Source organism: Stenotrophomonas sp. NRRL B-14846, assembly GCF_050473585.1.
Lineage (GTDB): Bacteria > Pseudomonadota > Gammaproteobacteria > Xanthomonadales > Xanthomonadaceae > Stenotrophomonas.
Map to the genome: position 1 here is coordinate 1 of NZ_JBFLUN010000034.1, position 15,188 is coordinate 15,188.

Annotated in this window: 10 protein-coding genes and 13 pseudogenes; 6 read left to right on the top strand and 17 right to left on the bottom strand. The window is 67.4% G+C overall.

Annotated features, from left to right (window positions below):
* The 6 genes and pseudogenes from AB1281_RS24900 to AB1281_RS24925 all read right to left on the bottom strand — a co-directional run.
* Positions 1-1,677 (bottom strand): annotated as a pseudogene (locus tag AB1281_RS24900) (EAL domain-containing protein); the annotation flags it as partial.
* Between the two features lie 68 nt (positions 1,678-1,745).
* On the bottom strand, positions 1,746-2,159 hold the full coding sequence (locus AB1281_RS24905; RefSeq protein WP_430347302.1) for a sensor histidine kinase: 414 nt from the start codon (positions 2,157-2,159) through the stop codon (positions 1,746-1,748).
* Between the two features lie 12 nt (positions 2,160-2,171).
* Positions 2,172-2,261 (bottom strand): annotated as a pseudogene (locus AB1281_RS24910) (hypothetical protein); the annotation flags it as partial.
* A 45-nt stretch (positions 2,262-2,306) separates the two neighbouring features.
* Complete coding sequence (locus AB1281_RS24915; RefSeq protein ID WP_430347303.1) at positions 2,307-2,711, bottom strand: PAS domain S-box protein; 405 nt, start codon at positions 2,709-2,711, stop codon at positions 2,307-2,309.
* Positions 2,712-2,846: 135 nt separating this feature from the next.
* Positions 2,847-3,104, bottom strand: coding sequence for a hypothetical protein (locus AB1281_RS24920; RefSeq protein WP_430347304.1), 258 nt, complete (start codon positions 3,102-3,104; stop codon positions 2,847-2,849).
* A gap of 331 nt (positions 3,105-3,435) precedes the next feature.
* A pseudogene (locus AB1281_RS24925) lies at positions 3,436-3,489 on the bottom strand (hypothetical protein); the annotation flags it as partial.
* Between the two features lie 439 nt (positions 3,490-3,928).
* Between AB1281_RS24925 and AB1281_RS24930 the strand changes: the two are divergent.
* The 4 genes and pseudogenes from AB1281_RS24930 to AB1281_RS24945 all read left to right on the top strand — a co-directional run bounded on the left by AB1281_RS24930 (position 3,929) and on the right by AB1281_RS24945 (position 6,688).
* Entirely contained in the window at positions 3,929-4,210 is a 282-nt protein-coding gene (locus tag AB1281_RS24930; RefSeq protein WP_430347305.1) for a hypothetical protein, read from the top strand.
* On the top strand, positions 4,192-4,338 hold the full coding sequence (locus AB1281_RS24935) for a hypothetical protein (RefSeq protein WP_430347306.1): 147 nt from the start codon (positions 4,192-4,194) through the stop codon (positions 4,336-4,338). Before AB1281_RS24930 ends, AB1281_RS24935 begins: the two co-directional genes overlap by 19 nt.
* A 31-nt stretch (positions 4,339-4,369) precedes the next feature.
* A pseudogene (locus AB1281_RS24940) lies at positions 4,370-4,659 on the top strand (PAS domain-containing protein); the annotation flags it as partial.
* A pseudogene (locus tag AB1281_RS24945) lies at positions 4,638-6,688 on the top strand (putative bifunctional diguanylate cyclase/phosphodiesterase). The pseudogenes AB1281_RS24940 and AB1281_RS24945, both read left to right, overlap by 22 nt.
* Positions 6,689-6,980: 292 nt before the next feature.
* Here the strand turns inward: AB1281_RS24945 and AB1281_RS24950 are convergent.
* The 10 genes and pseudogenes from AB1281_RS24950 to AB1281_RS24995 form a co-directional block, all read right to left on the bottom strand.
* Positions 6,981-7,487, bottom strand: coding sequence for a hypothetical protein (locus tag AB1281_RS24950; protein WP_430347307.1), 507 nt, complete (start codon positions 7,485-7,487; stop codon positions 6,981-6,983).
* A 249-nt stretch (positions 7,488-7,736) separates the two neighbouring features.
* The gene (locus AB1281_RS24955; RefSeq protein ID WP_430347308.1) at positions 7,737-7,955 is read right to left on the bottom strand and encodes a hypothetical protein; all 219 of its coding nucleotides are present in this window, start codon (positions 7,953-7,955) and stop codon (positions 7,737-7,739) included.
* Between the two features lie 110 nt (positions 7,956-8,065).
* On the bottom strand, positions 8,066-8,188 hold the full coding sequence (locus tag AB1281_RS24960; protein ID WP_430347309.1) for a hypothetical protein: 123 nt from the start codon (positions 8,186-8,188) through the stop codon (positions 8,066-8,068).
* A 22-nt stretch (positions 8,189-8,210) separates the two neighbouring features.
* Positions 8,211-8,372, bottom strand: coding sequence for a hypothetical protein (locus AB1281_RS24965; RefSeq protein ID WP_430347310.1), 162 nt, complete (start codon positions 8,370-8,372; stop codon positions 8,211-8,213).
* Between the two features lie 5 nt (positions 8,373-8,377).
* Positions 8,378-9,630: pseudogene (locus AB1281_RS24970) on the bottom strand (methyl-accepting chemotaxis protein).
* A 155-nt stretch (positions 9,631-9,785) separates the two neighbouring features.
* Positions 9,786-10,400: pseudogene (hflD, locus tag AB1281_RS24975) on the bottom strand (high frequency lysogenization protein HflD).
* 70 nt (positions 10,401-10,470) lie between these two features.
* Entirely contained in the window at positions 10,471-10,704 is a 234-nt protein-coding gene (locus AB1281_RS24980; protein ID WP_430347311.1) for an aminomethyltransferase beta-barrel domain-containing protein, read from the bottom strand.
* Between the two features lie 82 nt (positions 10,705-10,786).
* A pseudogene (gene mnmA / locus AB1281_RS24985) lies at positions 10,787-11,473 on the bottom strand (tRNA 2-thiouridine(34) synthase MnmA); the annotation flags it as partial.
* Positions 11,474-11,536: 63 nt separating this feature from the next.
* Positions 11,537-12,033: pseudogene (locus AB1281_RS24990) on the bottom strand (NUDIX hydrolase).
* Positions 12,010-12,469 (bottom strand): annotated as a pseudogene (locus tag AB1281_RS24995) (hypothetical protein); the annotation flags it as partial. The pseudogenes AB1281_RS24995 and AB1281_RS24990, both read right to left, overlap by 24 nt.
* 111 nt (positions 12,470-12,580) lie before the next feature.
* On the opposite strand from AB1281_RS24995, the pseudogene clpS reads away from it, so the two are divergent.
* Positions 12,581-12,905, top strand: a pseudogene (gene clpS, locus AB1281_RS25000) (ATP-dependent Clp protease adapter ClpS).
* Positions 12,906-13,137: 232 nt separating this feature from the next.
* On the opposite strand, the pseudogene AB1281_RS25005 reads toward clpS, so the two are convergent.
* Positions 13,138-13,949, bottom strand: a pseudogene (locus AB1281_RS25005) (APH(6) family putative aminoglycoside O-phosphotransferase).
* A 138-nt stretch (positions 13,950-14,087) separates the two neighbouring features.
* Here AB1281_RS25005 and AB1281_RS25010 point away from each other — a divergent pair.
* A pseudogene (locus tag AB1281_RS25010) lies at positions 14,088-15,188 on the top strand (Clp protease N-terminal domain-containing protein); the annotation flags it as partial.

The following is a 15,188-nucleotide window of genomic DNA, read 5'->3' on the forward strand; positions in this document are numbered from 1 at the left end:
CTGGTGGATGTGCTTGCGCAGCTCGTCGTCGTTCCACGGCTTGGTCAGGAAAGCGATAGATCGCGCCGCGGTTGATCGCGTCGGTCACCGTGTTCAGATCGGTATAGCCCGACAGCACCAGGCGGATCGTATCCGGGTACAGCATCTTCACCCGGCCCAGGAACTCGGTGCCGCTCATGTCGCTCATGCGCTGATCGGACAGGATCACCTGCACGTCGTTGATCGCCAGCAGATCGAACGCATCGCGTACGTTGCCGGCCGCCAGGATGCGGTAGCCGTCGCGGCGGAACAGGCGCACCAGCGAGCGCAGCACGTTTTCCTCATCGTCCAGCAGCAGCAAGCGTACGGTCCGGGCGCGTCTCGGCGAAGGCTTCCGGACGCAGGTAGCGGCGGCGCAGGGTCATGCCGGCGGCATCGGCCGACATCGGTTCGCCGAACAGGTAGCCCTGAACACATCGCAGTCGTTGCGGCGCAGGAAGCCCAGCTGGGCCTGCGACTCCACGCCGTTGGCGATCACGGTCATGCCAGCTGGTGGCCCATGGCGATGATTGCGCGGGCGATGGCCGCCTCGCGATTGCCGGCCGGTGCGCTCTTGATGAAGCTGCGGTCGATCTTCAGCTTGTCCACCGGGTAGCGCACCAGCGCGCTGAGGCTGGAATCGCCGGTGCCGAAGTTGTCCAGGCTCAGGCTGATGCCTTCGTTGCGCAGGTTGGCCAGCGTTTCATGGACGAAATTGACGTTGTTGGTCAGCGCGCTCTCATTGATCTCCAGCGTCAGCATGTGTGCCGGCACGCCCGCCGCCTGCAGCAGGGACATCACCTCGGCGAAGAAGTTCGGCCGGAGCAGCTGCAGGGTGGACACGTTCACCGCGATGGTGAAGTCATCGAAGCCCTGGTCGCGCCACAACCGCGCCTGCTTCAATGCGCCTTCCAGCACCCTGGTGCCGATCTGCACGATGATGCCCAGCCGCTCGGCGGTGCGCATGAAGCGCTCCGGCACCAGCATGCCCAGGGTAGGGGACTGCCAGCGCAGCAGCGCTTCCATGCCCACCACGTGGCCGTCGCGGGCACTCACCAGCGGCTGGTAGCGCAGCTTCAGTTCGCCATTGGGAATGGCATCGACGATCTGGCGCGCGATGATGCTCTCGCTGTGTGCGCTCGGCGGAGTGTCCACCGCATGGATGCGCACGGCATTGCCGCCTTCGCGGGCGGCCTGGTACAGCGCAATCCTCGGCATGGTCGAGCAGGCGCGACGTGCTGCTGGCATGCTCCGGGCACAGGCTTACGCCCAGCTTGCCGGTCATGAACAGCGTGTACGGCAGCACTGAAAGCGGCAGCTCCATCTGCTGGCGAATCTCTTCAGCGAAATCCTCCGGCAGCGGCAGATCGGTGGTGCGGGGCACTGCGATCAGGAATTCGTCGCTGCCATGCCGCCACAGCTTGCCGCGCCCGCGCAGGTAGGACTGCAGGCGCTGCGCCACCAGTACCAGCGCCTGGTCGCCCACTTCGGCACTCATGTTCTCGTTGACCGATGCGAAGTGGTCGATGTCCACGTGCATCAGCATCAGCGCGACGCCGCCGGAGGCCGCCTCGGCAACCATCGCCTGCAGCTCGGGGTTGCGGCGCCAAGGCGGTCGGGGGCATCATCGATGCTGACCGGGGGCAGGTTGGGATCCACATAGGCTCAGTATTCCGGTGAATCGACGGCGGCCATGCTGGCCGCCTGGTAGGGGAGATGGACGTCGATCAGGGTGCCTTCACCATGCGCGGACTCGATCCGCACGTGGCACCGACGCTCTGTGCGCGCTCGCGCATCACGATCAGGCCGAGGCCGCGCGGGCCGTCCGGATCGAAGCCCTCGCCATCATCGCGGATCTGCAGGTGCAGGCCGCGCTGGCCGACGTCGCGCAGCTGCAGCAGGCACCCTGGCTGGCGCGCGCATGGCGCAGCGCGTTGGTCAGGCTTTCCTGGGCGATGCGGAAGCAGGCCTGTTTCGATGCTGTTGTCGGGGCGGTGCGGCAGCGGCTCGATCTCGGCCAGCAGCTCCACCGGCGAAGAGCGGAACAGCACCCGCGCCTGCCAGCTCAGTGCCGCCTCCAAGCCCAGTGCATCCAGCTGCGGGGGGCGCAGCAGGGTGGAGATGTCGCGCAGCTTGGCCACGGTGGTGTCGGCCAGGCTGACGATCTGCGCCAGATCCTCGCCACGGCGCTTCGGATCGTCCTCATCCTGTGCCGCATGCGCCGACAGCTTGATCGCGGTGATGGCCTGGCGATGTCATCGTGCAGGTCGCGCGAGATCGCACGACGCTCATCCTCCCTGCAGCGAGAACAGCCGGCCGGCCATCGCCTGCAGTTCGCGGTTGCTGGTTTCCAGCGCGCTGCGGGTACGTTCGGAATCGCTCAGGTCGCGCACGATCAGCAGCTTGCAGTCGCGGCCGCCGTAGCGCACTTCGCCCACCGCCAGGCCGGCATGGAAGCTGCGGCCGTCGCCACGCTGCATGGCCACCACGCTGCTGTGGCCCGGCCCCAGGTGGGGCTGGCCGGCGCGCAGCTGGCTGCGTACCCGTGGCAGGTCGGCGGCAGCGACCAGGGCCGACAGCGGCTCGCCCAGCAGGGTGTGGCTGCCGTAGCCGAACAGGCCGGCGGCCCAGGCGTTGGCGTACAGCACATGTTCGTCGGAGAGGATCACCACGCCGTCGGGCAGCACCCGCACCAAGCTCGCGGAACTGTTCCTCGCGCTCGCGCAGCAGGCGCCGCGACTGCTCGCGCTCGGTCACGTCCTGCAGCGTGCCCAGCACGCGGCTTCGGCCGGCTTCATCGATACCGCTGGCCGCCCGCAGGTGCACCATCAATGCCCGCCGTCCATCGACAGCAGCGGCAGCAGCACGTCCACCTGTACCGGCTCGCCGCAGCACAGTTCGGCCAGCAGCTGTTCGGTCTGGGTGGCCGTGGCCGGGGTCGGCCGGCACCAGCAGCTCGTCGAAGCGGTGCCAACGGCGGGCCTCGGGCGGGCGGCGGCCGAGCAGGCGATAGACCTGGTTGGAGTAGCGGCCCAGCCCGGTGGACCGGGTCCCAGCTCCCAGGCGCCGATGCGGGGCCAGCTCATGGGCTTCCTCCACCCGGGCCAGCGCCTGGTCGCGGCGCAGCTGGGCCAGGTCCTCGGCGGTGCGGTCGATGGCGATCAGCAGGCGGGCGTTGTGGCCGTCGTAGCTGATCGCGTTGGAGCGCAGTTCCATCTGCCCGCAGCGAGCCATCACGCAGCTGCAGTTGCGCGCGGAGGATGCACAGCTCCTCGGGTGCCTCGCGGATCGCCTCCAGCTTGGTCTGCAGCGCCTGGTCCTGGCCAGGCGGCCACAAGGCATCGATGGTCTGTTCCAGCAGCTCGTCGCTAGGTCCCAGCCAAAAGCGGTGCAGGCGGCAGGGTTGGCATCGAGGATCGCCAGCGTGTCCAGGTCGTAGACCAGGATCGGGCCGGGGTTGCCCTCGAACATCTGCCGCAGGCGCAGCTCGGAGGCCTGCTGGCGCGCATGGGTATGCAGCACGTGTTCGGCCAGCGGGGCGCAGCAGCAGATAGAGCAGGCCCGCGCTGGCCAGCGCGAAGAACGAACCCTTCAGGCCCTGCCACAGGGCTGCCTGCTGCGGGTCCGGCACCAGCGCCTGCACCACGCTGTCGGTGGAGATCATCCAGGCCAGCGCCATCGCCAGGTAGCTCAGCACCACCCGGCGCCGGGTCGCGGCTCAGCGCTCTGCGCCATCCGCGGGTCGGGAACTGGGGCGTTGCCGGTCGGTTCTGCGGGCATGGACGGGGCGGGTGAAAGGGGCGCCGGTCATCTTACCCCGCAGCGTGCCGTGACCACTCAATTATCCGCCGCAGGCGCCGTTAACCACTGCGTGCCCCGCTGACGGGCGTGTCATCCGGAGCAAGATCGCGTGGACAAGGGATCATCGCCAGCCTGCTGCAGCACCCGCTTGCGTCGGCGCTGGTCATCGTCGACCGTACCGGGCGCCCCACTGGCGGCCAATCCGGCTGCGCGCGAGCATGGCCTGCCGGCCACCGTGGCTGCCTATGCGCCGATGCTGGAAGATCTGCGCCTGATGGCTGCCGATGGCGGCATCGTGGCCTGCACGCTGCCGGGTGGCCCGCGTGGACACTACGACGGTCACCTGCGCGCCGTGCACGACGGCGCCGGCAATTGCTGGCGTTCACCCTGAGCATTCCCGAGCCGGTGCCGGTCGACGGTGGTGGGCGCTGGGAGCTGGCGCTGGACAGCGCCGGCCACAGCCTGTGGGACTGGGACATTCCCAGTGACCGCGTGGCGCGCACGCCCGGCGCTGGGTGACGAGACCGCCACCGAAATGCTGTCGCGGGTGCACAGCGAGGACATCGCCCAGGTGCGTGCCGCGCTGGACGAGCACCTGCGTGGGCGCAGCGAGCAGTACAGCGCGCAGTTCCGCTTCCGCCAGGCCGACGGGCAGTGGCGCTGGGTGTTGGGATCGCGGCCGTGTGGTTGCGCGCACCGCCGATGGCCAGCCATTGCGCATGGTCGGTACACATACCGATATCGAGCAGCAGAAGCAGCTCGAATCGCTGCTGCAGGAACAGCAGCTGCACCTGAGCGAGGCCCAGCGCATCGCCAGCATGGGCAGCTGGTCGTTCGACCCCAACAGCGGCCACTTCTGGTGGTCGCCGGAACTGCGCTCGCTGCTGGCGCTGGAGCAGGGCGCCGTGCCCGGCCAGCGACGCTGGCTGAAGCAGCTGCACCCGCGTTCCCGAGGAGTGCTGCGCGCGGCATGGCGGCGCCTGTGGCGTGACGGCCGGGCCGCCAATCTCGAGCTGGAGCTGACCCGCGGCCATGAACCTTCGCAGCATCTGCGCCTGTGGATGCAGCCGCTGCTGGACATGGACGGGCAACCCAAGCGCCTGCTCGGCCAGGTGCAGAACATCACCGAGCAGCACCAGACCGACGCGTTGATCCGCTGGCGCACCGAGCTGCTCAACCGCGTTTCCGCGCTGGGCCGCATCGGCGGCTGCGAGATCGAGGTACAGACCCGGCACATGCAGTGGACCGAGGAGTGCTATCGCATCCACGGCCTGCGCAAAGAGCCGATCACCCTCGATCAGGCGATGGCGCTGTATACCGAAGACTCACGCGATGCGTTCGAAGCAGCGCTGGTCCGCATCGCCGGCGGCGGCCTGCCCGAGCAGCTGGACCTGTGCTTCTACCGCCAGTCCGGCCTGCGTGTCTGGGTGCAGGTGCTGATCGAGCTGGATCGTCGTGATGGCCTGCCGCCGCGCTTCGTGGTGCTGTTCCGTGACATCACCCGCGAGCGCGAGGCCAACGAGCGCATCGAGCTGCTGGCCCACTACGACCTGCTGACCGGCCTGCCCAATCGTGTGCTGCTCGGCGAACAGACCGCCGAAGCCATCGAGGAAGCGCGCGACCGCGGTACCTCGCTGGCGATGCTGTTCATCGACCTGGACGGCTTCAAGACCATCAACGACAGCTTCGGTCACGCCACCGGCGATGCGCTGCTGAAGGCCGCGGCCACCGCCTGCACCAGAACCTGCGCAACAACGACCTGTTCGGCCGCTTCAGTGGCGACGAGTTCATCGTCGTGCTGCGCGACCTGGCCGAGCCTGAAGATGCGGGTCATGTCGCCCGCAAGCTGATTGCCTCGCTGGCCGAGCCGCTGCGCCGAGGCGAGACTACGTTGAAGGTCGGCGCCAGCGTCGGCATCGCGATGCTGGGCGATGCCCAGACCGATTTCGATTCACTGCTGCGCGCCGCCGACGCCGCGATGTATGCGGCCAAGGAAGCCGGGCGCAACACGTATCAGTACTACAGCCAGGACGCACTGGCCCGCATCCAGCGCAAGCTGGAACTTGAGCACGCGCTGCACGGTGCGATCGAGCGCGAAGAGTTCAGCCTGGCCTACCAGCCGCTGTTGCATGCGCACCAGGGCGAGCCGCCAGCGATCGAAGCCCTGCTGCGCTGGCACCGGCCCGGCATCGGCTACTGCAGCCCGGCCGAGTTCATACCGATTGCCGAGAAGTGCGGTGAGATCGTGCGCATCGGCGACTGGGTGCTGAATGAAGCCTGCCGCCAGGCGACTGCGTGGGACCGCGCTGGACTGCGCTTCGACCGCATCGCGGTCAATGTATCGGCGGTGCAGCTGCGTGATCGCGGTTTCGCCGAACGCGTGATCGAGATCTGCCATGCCCACGGCTGGCCGCCGCAGCGGTTGGAGCTGGAGCTGACCGAGTCGGCGCTGATCCGTGACACCGACATCCTGCGCCATTGCTTCGATGTGCTGGAACGGCATGGCGTACCGCTGGCGGTGGACGACTTCGGTACCGGCTTCTCGAACCTCAATTACCTCAATCGATTCCCGGTGGGGCGCCTGAAGATCGACCGCAGTTTCGTGCAGGGCATGCTGCCATGACTCTGGCACGGCCGAAGTCACCCAGGCCATCGTGCACCTGGGCCACGCGCTGGGCATGAAGGTGGTGGCCGAGGGCGTGGAGACGCACCAGGAAGAAGACATGCTGCGCCGCCAGGGCTGCGACGAGATCCAGGCTACCTGTACTCGCGCCCGCTCAGCCCGCGCGACCTGGCGCAATGGCTGCGCCAGCAGCACCCGGCACCGATGCGTACCGACGCCAGCGGCGAAGCCGTACTGGTGCGCTGACAGCCGGACGCTGGTGTAGCCCGGCTCTGGTGGGTGCCGACTCCGGTGGGTGCCGACCGTTGGTCGGCACTGATGCCCGCGCTCGCGATCATCCACGCATGGCGTGGATCTACTTCAGATACAGGCACCTGCTCTGGTGGGTGCCGACCGTTGGTCGCACGGATGCCGGCACCTCGCGATCATCCACGCATGGCGTGGATCTACTTCAGATACAGGCACCTGCTCTGGTGGGTGCCGACCGTTGGTCGGCACGGATGCCGGCACCTCGCGATCATCCACGCATGGCGTGGATCTACTTCGGAAATTCTGTCTTCAACTGCATGCGCAGCGCCTCGACGATGGCCGCATAGCGGCGCTTCTGGACCAGATAGCTGGCCAGGAACAACGGCAGCACGAGCAGCATGGGCGCCACCATCGGGCGCATCGCCACCAGCGGCAGCAGCAGCAGCGACAGGATCGCCACGAACCAGCTGCACAGGCCGATCACCCGCACTTCGTGCCGTCGCGCGTTGAGTACGATGCGTCCACGCATCACCGGGAAGTAGCGCAGGCCGAAGCTCGGCGCAAAGCTCTCGCGGAATGCCATGCTGCCGTCGGGCAGCGCATGGAAGGCCAGGCGCAGCCATTTGTCCTGCGGCAGGTCACGTTCCAGGCTGCCCAACGAGAGCCGTGCCTGCATGGCCGGCGGCGCCGCGATGCGTTCGTTGAACAGGGTGATGCCCCAGCTGAAATAGCCGGCCACCCAAGCATCAGAAGGATGGTCTCGATCAAAAGTACTTGCGATCAGGGCGATGGCCATCGGTCTTCCATGAGCGGGACGGGGCATCATGCCACAGCGATTACGCCACGCTGCGACATCCACGCCATGCGTGGATGTCGCAGCGAGATCCAGGTGCCACACGCGCAGATGAACGCCATCCCGCAAGTCGTGGATCTACCGCTTCATCAATGCGATGCCTGCGATCGAATAGCTGGCGATCAGCAGTCCGAACACATACGCCGCCACGATGATCAGCCAATACGTCACCGGCTCGATCTCCCGCATACGTCAATGGTGCCGGCGCGGGTGATGGCTTAGATGGACATGCCCGGTATTAAGCGCACTTGCCGCCATCCAGGCGCATAGAAAGGCCATCAGCAGGAAGAGCAGGCTGCCGAACAGGAACGCGACAGGTCGATGCCGGGGTGGCCGCAATGTGGCGTAGGCGGGACGCCAGGTAAAGGTGACCGCGATGAGCACCATCGCAGCAAATCCCAGCCAGGTCATGACGTGGTGCTCATGCGACGACACTCCGTGTCCAGCCGTAGGGGGCATGGCGGATCATGCCATGGGTTTGGAGCGGGTGGTGGTGAAGGCCATCCACGCATGGCGTGGATCTACAGGGAGTTGCCGTCCAGGCCCAGGTCCCACGCCAGACCCAGCAGCGCGTCGTCCGCCCGCGACGGGGCAGGCCGCGCATCGGCCAGCTGCTGCAGTTCGCGGATCTCCTCGCGTGCCACCTCTTCCAGCTGCTGCAGCTGCTCACAGCACGCTCGCGTTGCGCGGGCGCTCGGTGTCGGCGAGGGAGGGCAGGGCGCGGATCAGGGTCATGGTGCGCGTACAGGATGCATCCAACGGCAGGTTACAGGCAAAGGCCCCGGACGAACCGGGGCCTTGCGGGCTGCCGGCAACGGCAGCGGACATCAGGATCAGAACAGCTCGACCGTGCCAGCACCCATGGTCTGCTGGGCGACCGGCTTGTGCGGCGGGCGCTCCCACTCACTGCGCAGTTCGCGCAGGCGGCTGCGGTGCGCTGCAGGGCAGTGGCGATCTCTTCGTCGAACACGCCACCATTGCGGTGCAGCAGTTCCTGCAGGGCCACCGCTTCGCGGTTGATCGCAGTCAGGCGGTCCAGGTGGGTGTGCACGCCCGCCCAGCGCTGGGTGGCGATGTCTTCGAACTGCAGGGCGCGCACGGCTTCGGCCACGCTGCCGTCGATCGAACGGGCGCACTCGGAGACTTCGCGCATGCCATCGCCCAGCGAGGCGTTGATCTGCGCGACGTTGTCGAGCATTGCCGCTGCTTCCTGGCGCGCTTCGCGGGAGCGGTCCATGTCACGCGAGGCCATGTGCGAGACCGTCTCGCGCACCTTGGCGATGGCGTCCTTGGAGCTGTGCGCCAGCTTGCGGATCTGCTCGTTGAAGGTGGTCGAGCGCTCGGACAGGTTGCGCACTTCGTCGGCCACCACCGCGAAGCACGACCGGCTTCACCGGCACGCGCGGCCTTCGATGGCGGCGTTCAGTGCCAGCAGGTTGGTCTGGTCAGCGATCGACTTGACGTCTTCCAGCAACGCGAAGATGCCGTCCAGGTGCTGTGCCATCTGGTCGATGTGCTGCACCGTGGTGCTGCTCTGGCCGCTGACCTGTTCCAGCGCTTCCACCAGCTGCTCCATGCGGTGGCTGGCGTGCTGGGCGAAACGGGCAACGTCGAGGCCGCATTGCCCTCATCACCGGCGCGGTCGACGATGCGCGACAGGGCCTGGCTCTGCTGGCCGCGACTTGCGTTCATCGCATCGAAGCTGCCGCCCAGGCTGGACACTGCCTGGCGGATCAGGTCACGGGCGCGTTGCCACTTCGCCGCGCGAGCCGTCGATCTCGTTGCCGACGAAGCTGCGCAGTTCGGTCAGCAGCTGGTCCTGCTCACGCAGGACACGGCATGTTCCGGGGGAGCGATGCGCCTGGGCGCGGGGTGGTCCACCACGCAAAGCCGAGCCAGCTCAGCGTCATCGTGGTCAGGATCGCCCAGCGCAGGGCGGCGGCCATTCGAAACGATGGCGAAGGGGAGCAGCAGGGTCAGAGCCAGGGGGGCGGCCAGACGGATGAAAATGCGTGAGTACATGGACGTCTCTCGGGAGGTGCACGGAGGATGTATCGGCCGTACCCCCTTTCTCTTTAACGTCGATGTGCCTCGAAGTGCATTCTGAATGCGCCGGTTTTCCGGCGCCTTGGCGGCTTGGGGGTCAGAGCCCTTCCCGTGCCGGAAAGGATTCGACCCCTTGGGCAGGCAGCGACGGGGTCGGATCCCTTTTCCACGGAAAAGGGCTCTGACCCCACGCCCTCACGCCAGCTGGCGGTCCACGGCCTCGATCATCGCCTTGCGGCTGAACAGGAAGTCCAGTAGCTGCCGCCCACGCTGCGCCACAGCACCGCCGAACGCACCGCGGCCAGCAGCAGGGCGCCGGATCTCGGCGACCACGCCGGCCTGGCCCAGGTAGTGCGGGTTGCCCCTGCACCATCACCCGCGGCTTCAGGTGGCTGATGGTGTCGGCATACAGGCCGCCCAGGTTGGCCAGCACGTCCGGGTGGCCACTGTCGCCCAGCTCGACGGCCTGGCGCTGGGCGCGCTCGATGCCCGAGGCGACCTTGTTCACGGTCGCCCCGTCCTGCACGAAGCGGCGCTCCAGCTGCAGCACCGACAGGGCCAGCTTGGCAGGATCGGGTCCTGGCCCTGGCTGCGGAAGTAGTTGTGCAGCAGGCGCAGCCCAGCCTTCAGTGCATGGCGGTCACCGAACACCTCCTGCGGCGAGGACGCATCGACGCGGAACACGCTGTCCACGGCGGTGCGCACGGCGGCGGCGTCGGAATGGCCGGTATCGGCGATGCGGCGTACCTGCTGCAGGGCCTGGGCAATGCCGGCCAAAGCCAGGACGCGGTCGTCGACAGTGAAACTCATGCAGCGATTACCTCAAAAGGGGAAGGGGTGGTGCGCAGGCGCTGTTCCAGCGGCGCATCGGTGGCGGCGATCACCGCGCCGCCAGGCACACATCACCGTCATACAGCACCAGCGATTGACCAGGGGTAACGGCGCGCTGCGGGCGCGCAAAGGTGACCAGCACGCTGCCGTCGTCCAGCACCTCGACCGTACACGGCTCGTCGGGCTGGCGGTAGCGGGTCTGGGCGGTGCATTCGAAGCGCCGTGCCGGCGGTGAGCCGGCGATCCAGTGCGCGGTTTCCGAACGCAGGCGCTCGGACAGCATCCATGGGCTGTCGCGGTCCTGGTCCACGTACAGCACGTTGCTGGCCACATCCCTTGCCGACCACGTACCACGGCGCGGCCGGACGGCCACGCACGCCGCCGATGTTCAGACCCTCGCGCTGGCCCAGAGTGAAATAGAACACGCCCGGATGCTCGGCAATCACGCTGCCGTCGGCCGGGTCGAGGATCTGGCCCGGCTTGGCCGGCAGGTAGCGGCCGAGGAACTCGCGGAAATCCCGCTCACCGATGAAACAGATGCCGGTGGAATCCTTCTTGGCGTGGGTCGGCAGGCCGACGTCGCGTGCGATCCGGCGCAGGTCGGTCTTTTCCAGGTCGCCGATCGGGAAGAGGGTGGCTGCCAGCTGTTCCTGGCCCAGCTGGTGCAGGAAGTAGCTCTGGTCCTTGGAGCGGTCGGCGGCGCGCAAGAGCAGCCACTGGTGGCCGCGCTGGGTCACCCGCGCATAGTGGCCGGTGGCGATGCGCTCGGCGCCCAGCTCGCGGGCGGCATCCAGGAAGTGCTTGAACTTCACTTCGCGGTTGCACAGCACGTCCGGGTTCGGGGTGCGGCCGGACGCGTACTCGGCCAGGAAGTGCTCGAACACGCCCTGCCAGTACTCGCTGGAGAAGTCGCGGAAGTGGAACGGGATGCCCAGCAGGCCGCAGACGGCCACCGCATCGCGGCGATCATCTCTCGGCGCGGCAGTCACCGCTGCCGTCGTCCGCCCAGTTCTGCATGAACAGCCGGCCACGGCCTCGCCCTGCTGTACCAGGCGCCAGGCGGCGACCGAGGAATCGACGCCACCGGAGACGCCCCACCATTACACGCGGAGTGCTCATGCGACCTCCCGGACCAGCGAAAGCGGATGCGCTGGCCACCCAGGTAATCAGCCACCACCTGCCAGACCAGCGGGCTGCGCTGGCGCTCGCCGGCGGCCTGCAGCTCGGCCGGGGTCAGCCACAGCGCGCGGTCGATGCCGGTGTCCAGCGGCTGCGCCGGGGTCATGCGAGACCGGGCGCGCCGCGTAGCAGAAGCGCAGGAAGGCAGTGCCGTCGCCGGCGGTCCACTGGTAGCAGCCGATGAAATGGGTCAGCTGCACGGTCCAGCCGGTTTCCTCGCGGGTCTCGCGCAGGGCCGCCTCGGCCAGGCTTTCGCCCGGCTCGAGGTGGCCAGCCGGCTGTTCAGCACCTGGCGGCCGTCGATGGTCCTCCTCGACCAGCAGCACGCGGCCGCCGTCGACCACACCGTGGCGACGGTGGCGTGCGGTGCCCAGCGCGGTTCCGGCGTGGCGTTCAACTCAGAACTCGTCCTTCTTGTCAGTTCCAGCTCCATCGCGTCGGCGGTGCGGATGGCCGCATCGATGGCGTCGCTGAGCTGGTCGGCAGTGGCATCGGCGTCGATCTTCACCACGAACATGGCGGTGGTGTCCTGCTTTACCCAGCCCCCCATCTTGGCGTCCTGCGAATCTTCGAGCAGGCGGTTGGCTACGGCCACCGGGAACTGCTTGTCTTGGCGCTGTAGGCCGGCGACCAGATCTCGCGGATGTTGTGGCTGCCGAAATCTTCCACCGCCGAGCGCACGTAGACCATCTGGGTGCGGTCACCCTCGACGTCGAAGACCATGCGGTAGTCGCCATCCTCGTCGACTTCGTAGGTGTAGCCCAGCTTGTCCAGATGGCGGGCCACGGACTTGTCGGCGCTGGTCGCGGCGGCGGCAGAGCCGGCAGCGGTCAGGGCGATCAGCAGGCGGGGAGAAGGGTCCTTTTCATGAAGATCCTGTGAAGCAACGTTGAAAGAAGGTGCAATTGTGACGGTGGCGTGCGTGCCGTCCAATCTGCGGCAGGCCGACGCAGGCCCGGCGCTGCCTCTATAATGGGTGGATGCCCCATGAGTCCTCCCCCGATTCCCAGCACGAGCACGGCGTTGCCGTGGAGCCCGCGCGCCCGGAAGTGGCGCGCCGCCGTTCTACCAGGTGATGCTGCTCAACGACGACTACACCCCGATGGATTTCGTGGTGGATGTGCTGCAGCAGTTCTTCAGCATGGACCTGGACAAGGCCACGCAGGTGATGCTGCACGTCCATACCCGCGGCCGCGGCGTCTGCGGGGTGTTCACCCGCGAAGTGGCGAGACCAAGGTCGCCCAGGTCAACGAGTACTCGCGGATGAACCAGCACCCGCTGCTGTGCACGATGGAAAAGGCCTGAGCGGCTGCCGAATTTCGTCCAGGCGCATCGTTCCCGGATGGGCGTGTCCACCAAGGTGGGCACCTTCCAAGCGGAAATCTGTAGAGTCGAGCCATGCTCGACTGCTTTCTGCCCGGGCGTATCGGCACCGGCCGGGTGTGCCCCACCAAGGTGGGCACCTACCAGGGCATGAGGCCTGTATCGATCCCGGGCGGCCGTGCCCACCAAGGTGGGCATCTACCAGAACGCTGGCTCACGCCTCCGCCAGCGCCTCCAGCGCCATCCGCGCTACCGCCTCGTCCACGTCGGCCGGGTCGCCGTCATCCCTGAACCACACTGCCGACAGCGCCATGCTGCCGCGATCCAGCGCAGCAGGCGCGTGCGCTCCAGGCCGGCCAGTGCGCTCACCTGTTCCAGCCGGGCGGCAAACCGCTCGGGCCGGGTGGCCACATGGATGCCGGGGCCGCACAGGTCCGGATTGCTGAACATCGTCGTGTAGTCGAACGCGCGGTCGCCCAGCAAGCCGCTTCGGGTCGATCGCCAGCCAGCCACGCGCGCCGAAATCCAGCACGTTGTCGTGATAGCAGGTCGCCGTGCAGCGGCCGGATCTCGCGCTCGTCCTGCAGCAGGCCTTCCGCCAGCGATCTGCACTGTTCCAGCAGTGGTGGCAGCGCCGCCCTTGGCTGCAGCAGGTCGACGAACCATCTACGCAGGCAGACCAGGTCGTCTGGCGGCGCGCTCCGTGGCCGGTGCAGCCGCTGCAGGACCTGGCACAGGAGGGTGATGCAGGCGTCATCATCGCCGTCGATCGAACGTTGCCGCAGCGAGTCGCCGCCGGCACGCTCGATCAGGATCGCCGGTCCCTCGCGGGCCAGCAGGCGGGCGGCGCCGTCACCGTCCCACCACGGCAGCAGGCGATGGCTGTTCTGCTCTTCGGTTTCGCTGCTGACCTTCAGCATCGCCGGTTCGCCGGCGGCGGTCAGCACCGGCCAGAGCTGGGCCCGGGCGTTTCGATGCCGGGCCATCACGCCGCAATCGCCAGCGGCTCAGGTAGGGTTCGCTCATGCTGGGTGGGCTGTCCTGGAGTGAATGAAGATCAAGCGATTCGCACTGCTAACGCCATCTGAACGCAGCAATCCGCTAGGGTGATGGAAATCGCGTAGTCAGGCCGCATATTGTCCCCATCTGCCGCCGGAGTAATCCATGTTCAGCAAAGACCTCGAACACACCATCGGCCAGTGCTACAAGCGCGCCCGTGAGGCCCGGCATGAGTTCATGACGGTCGAACACCTGCTGTTGGCACTGCTCGACAACCCGTCCGCCCAGGCCGTACTGAAGGCCTGTGGTGCCGACGCCGAACGCCTGCGCCAGGAGCTGGAGCAGGCCATCGAGGCTTCCGTGTCCCGCTGGCCGAAGATGACGGCCGCGATACCCAGCCGACCCTGGGCTTCCAGCGCGTGCTGCAGCGGGCCGTGTACCACGTGCAGTCCTCGGGCAAGAAGGAGGTCACCGGCGCCAACGTGCTGGTCGCCATCTTCGGCGAAAAGGACTCGCACGCCGTCTATTACCTCAACCAGCAGGACGTGACCCGGGCTGGACGTGGTCAATTACCTGTCCCACGGCATCGCCAAGCTGGGTGAGGAGGGCGAGCAGCCGTCCTCTTCCTCCGAGGGCGAGAGCCGCATGGAAGGCGGGGAGGGTGAGCCGAAGGGCGATGCCCTGACCGAGTTCGCCAGCAACCTCAACGAACAGCCCGGGCCGGTCGCATCGACCCGCTGGTCGGCCGTGCCGATGAGATCGAGCGCACCATCCAGGTCTGTGCCGCCGCCGCAAGAACAACCCGCTGTACGTGGGTGAGGCCGGCGTGGGCAAGACCGCGATTGCCGAGGGCCTGGCCCGCCGCATCGTCGAGGGCTCGGTGCCCGACGTGCTGGCCGACGCGGTGATCTATTCGCTCGACCTGGGCGCGCTGGTGGCTGGCACCAAGTACCGTGGCGACTTCGAGAAGCGCCTGAAGAGCGTGCTGACCGCGCTGAAGAAGGTGCCCAATGCGGTGCTGTTCATCGACGAGATCCACACCATCATCGGTGCCGGTTCGGCGTCGGAGGCACCATGGATGCCTCCAACCTGATCAAGCCGGCGCTGGCCTCCGGTGAGCTGCGCTGCATCGCTCGACCACCTTCCAGGAATACCGTGGAATCTTCGAGAAGGATCGGGCGCTGGCCCGCCGCTTCCAGAAGATCGACATCGTCGAGCCGACTGTCGGCGAGACCTACGAGATCCTGCAGGGCCTGAAGTCCAAGT

Excerpts from the sequence above, each read along its gene's own strand:
- AB1281_RS24920 (WP_430347304.1), bottom strand. The coding sequence starts at position 3,104 with ATGAGCTGGCCCCGCATCGGCGCCTGGGAGCTGGGACCCGGTCCACCG.
- AB1281_RS24950 (WP_430347307.1), bottom strand. The coding sequence starts at position 7,487 with ATGGCCATCGCCCTGATCGCAAGTACTTTTGATCGAGACCATCCTTCT.
- AB1281_RS24955 (WP_430347308.1), bottom strand. The coding sequence starts at position 7,955 with ATGACCTGGCTGGGATTTGCTGCGATGGTGCTCATCGCGGTCACCTTT.
- AB1281_RS24965 (WP_430347310.1), bottom strand. The coding sequence starts at position 8,372 with ATGTCCGCTGCCGTTGCCGGCAGCCCGCAAGGCCCCGGTTCGTCCGGG.
- AB1281_RS24980 (WP_430347311.1), bottom strand. The coding sequence starts at position 10,704 with ATGCTGTCCGAGCGCCTGCGTTCGGAAACCGCGCACTGGATCGCCGGC.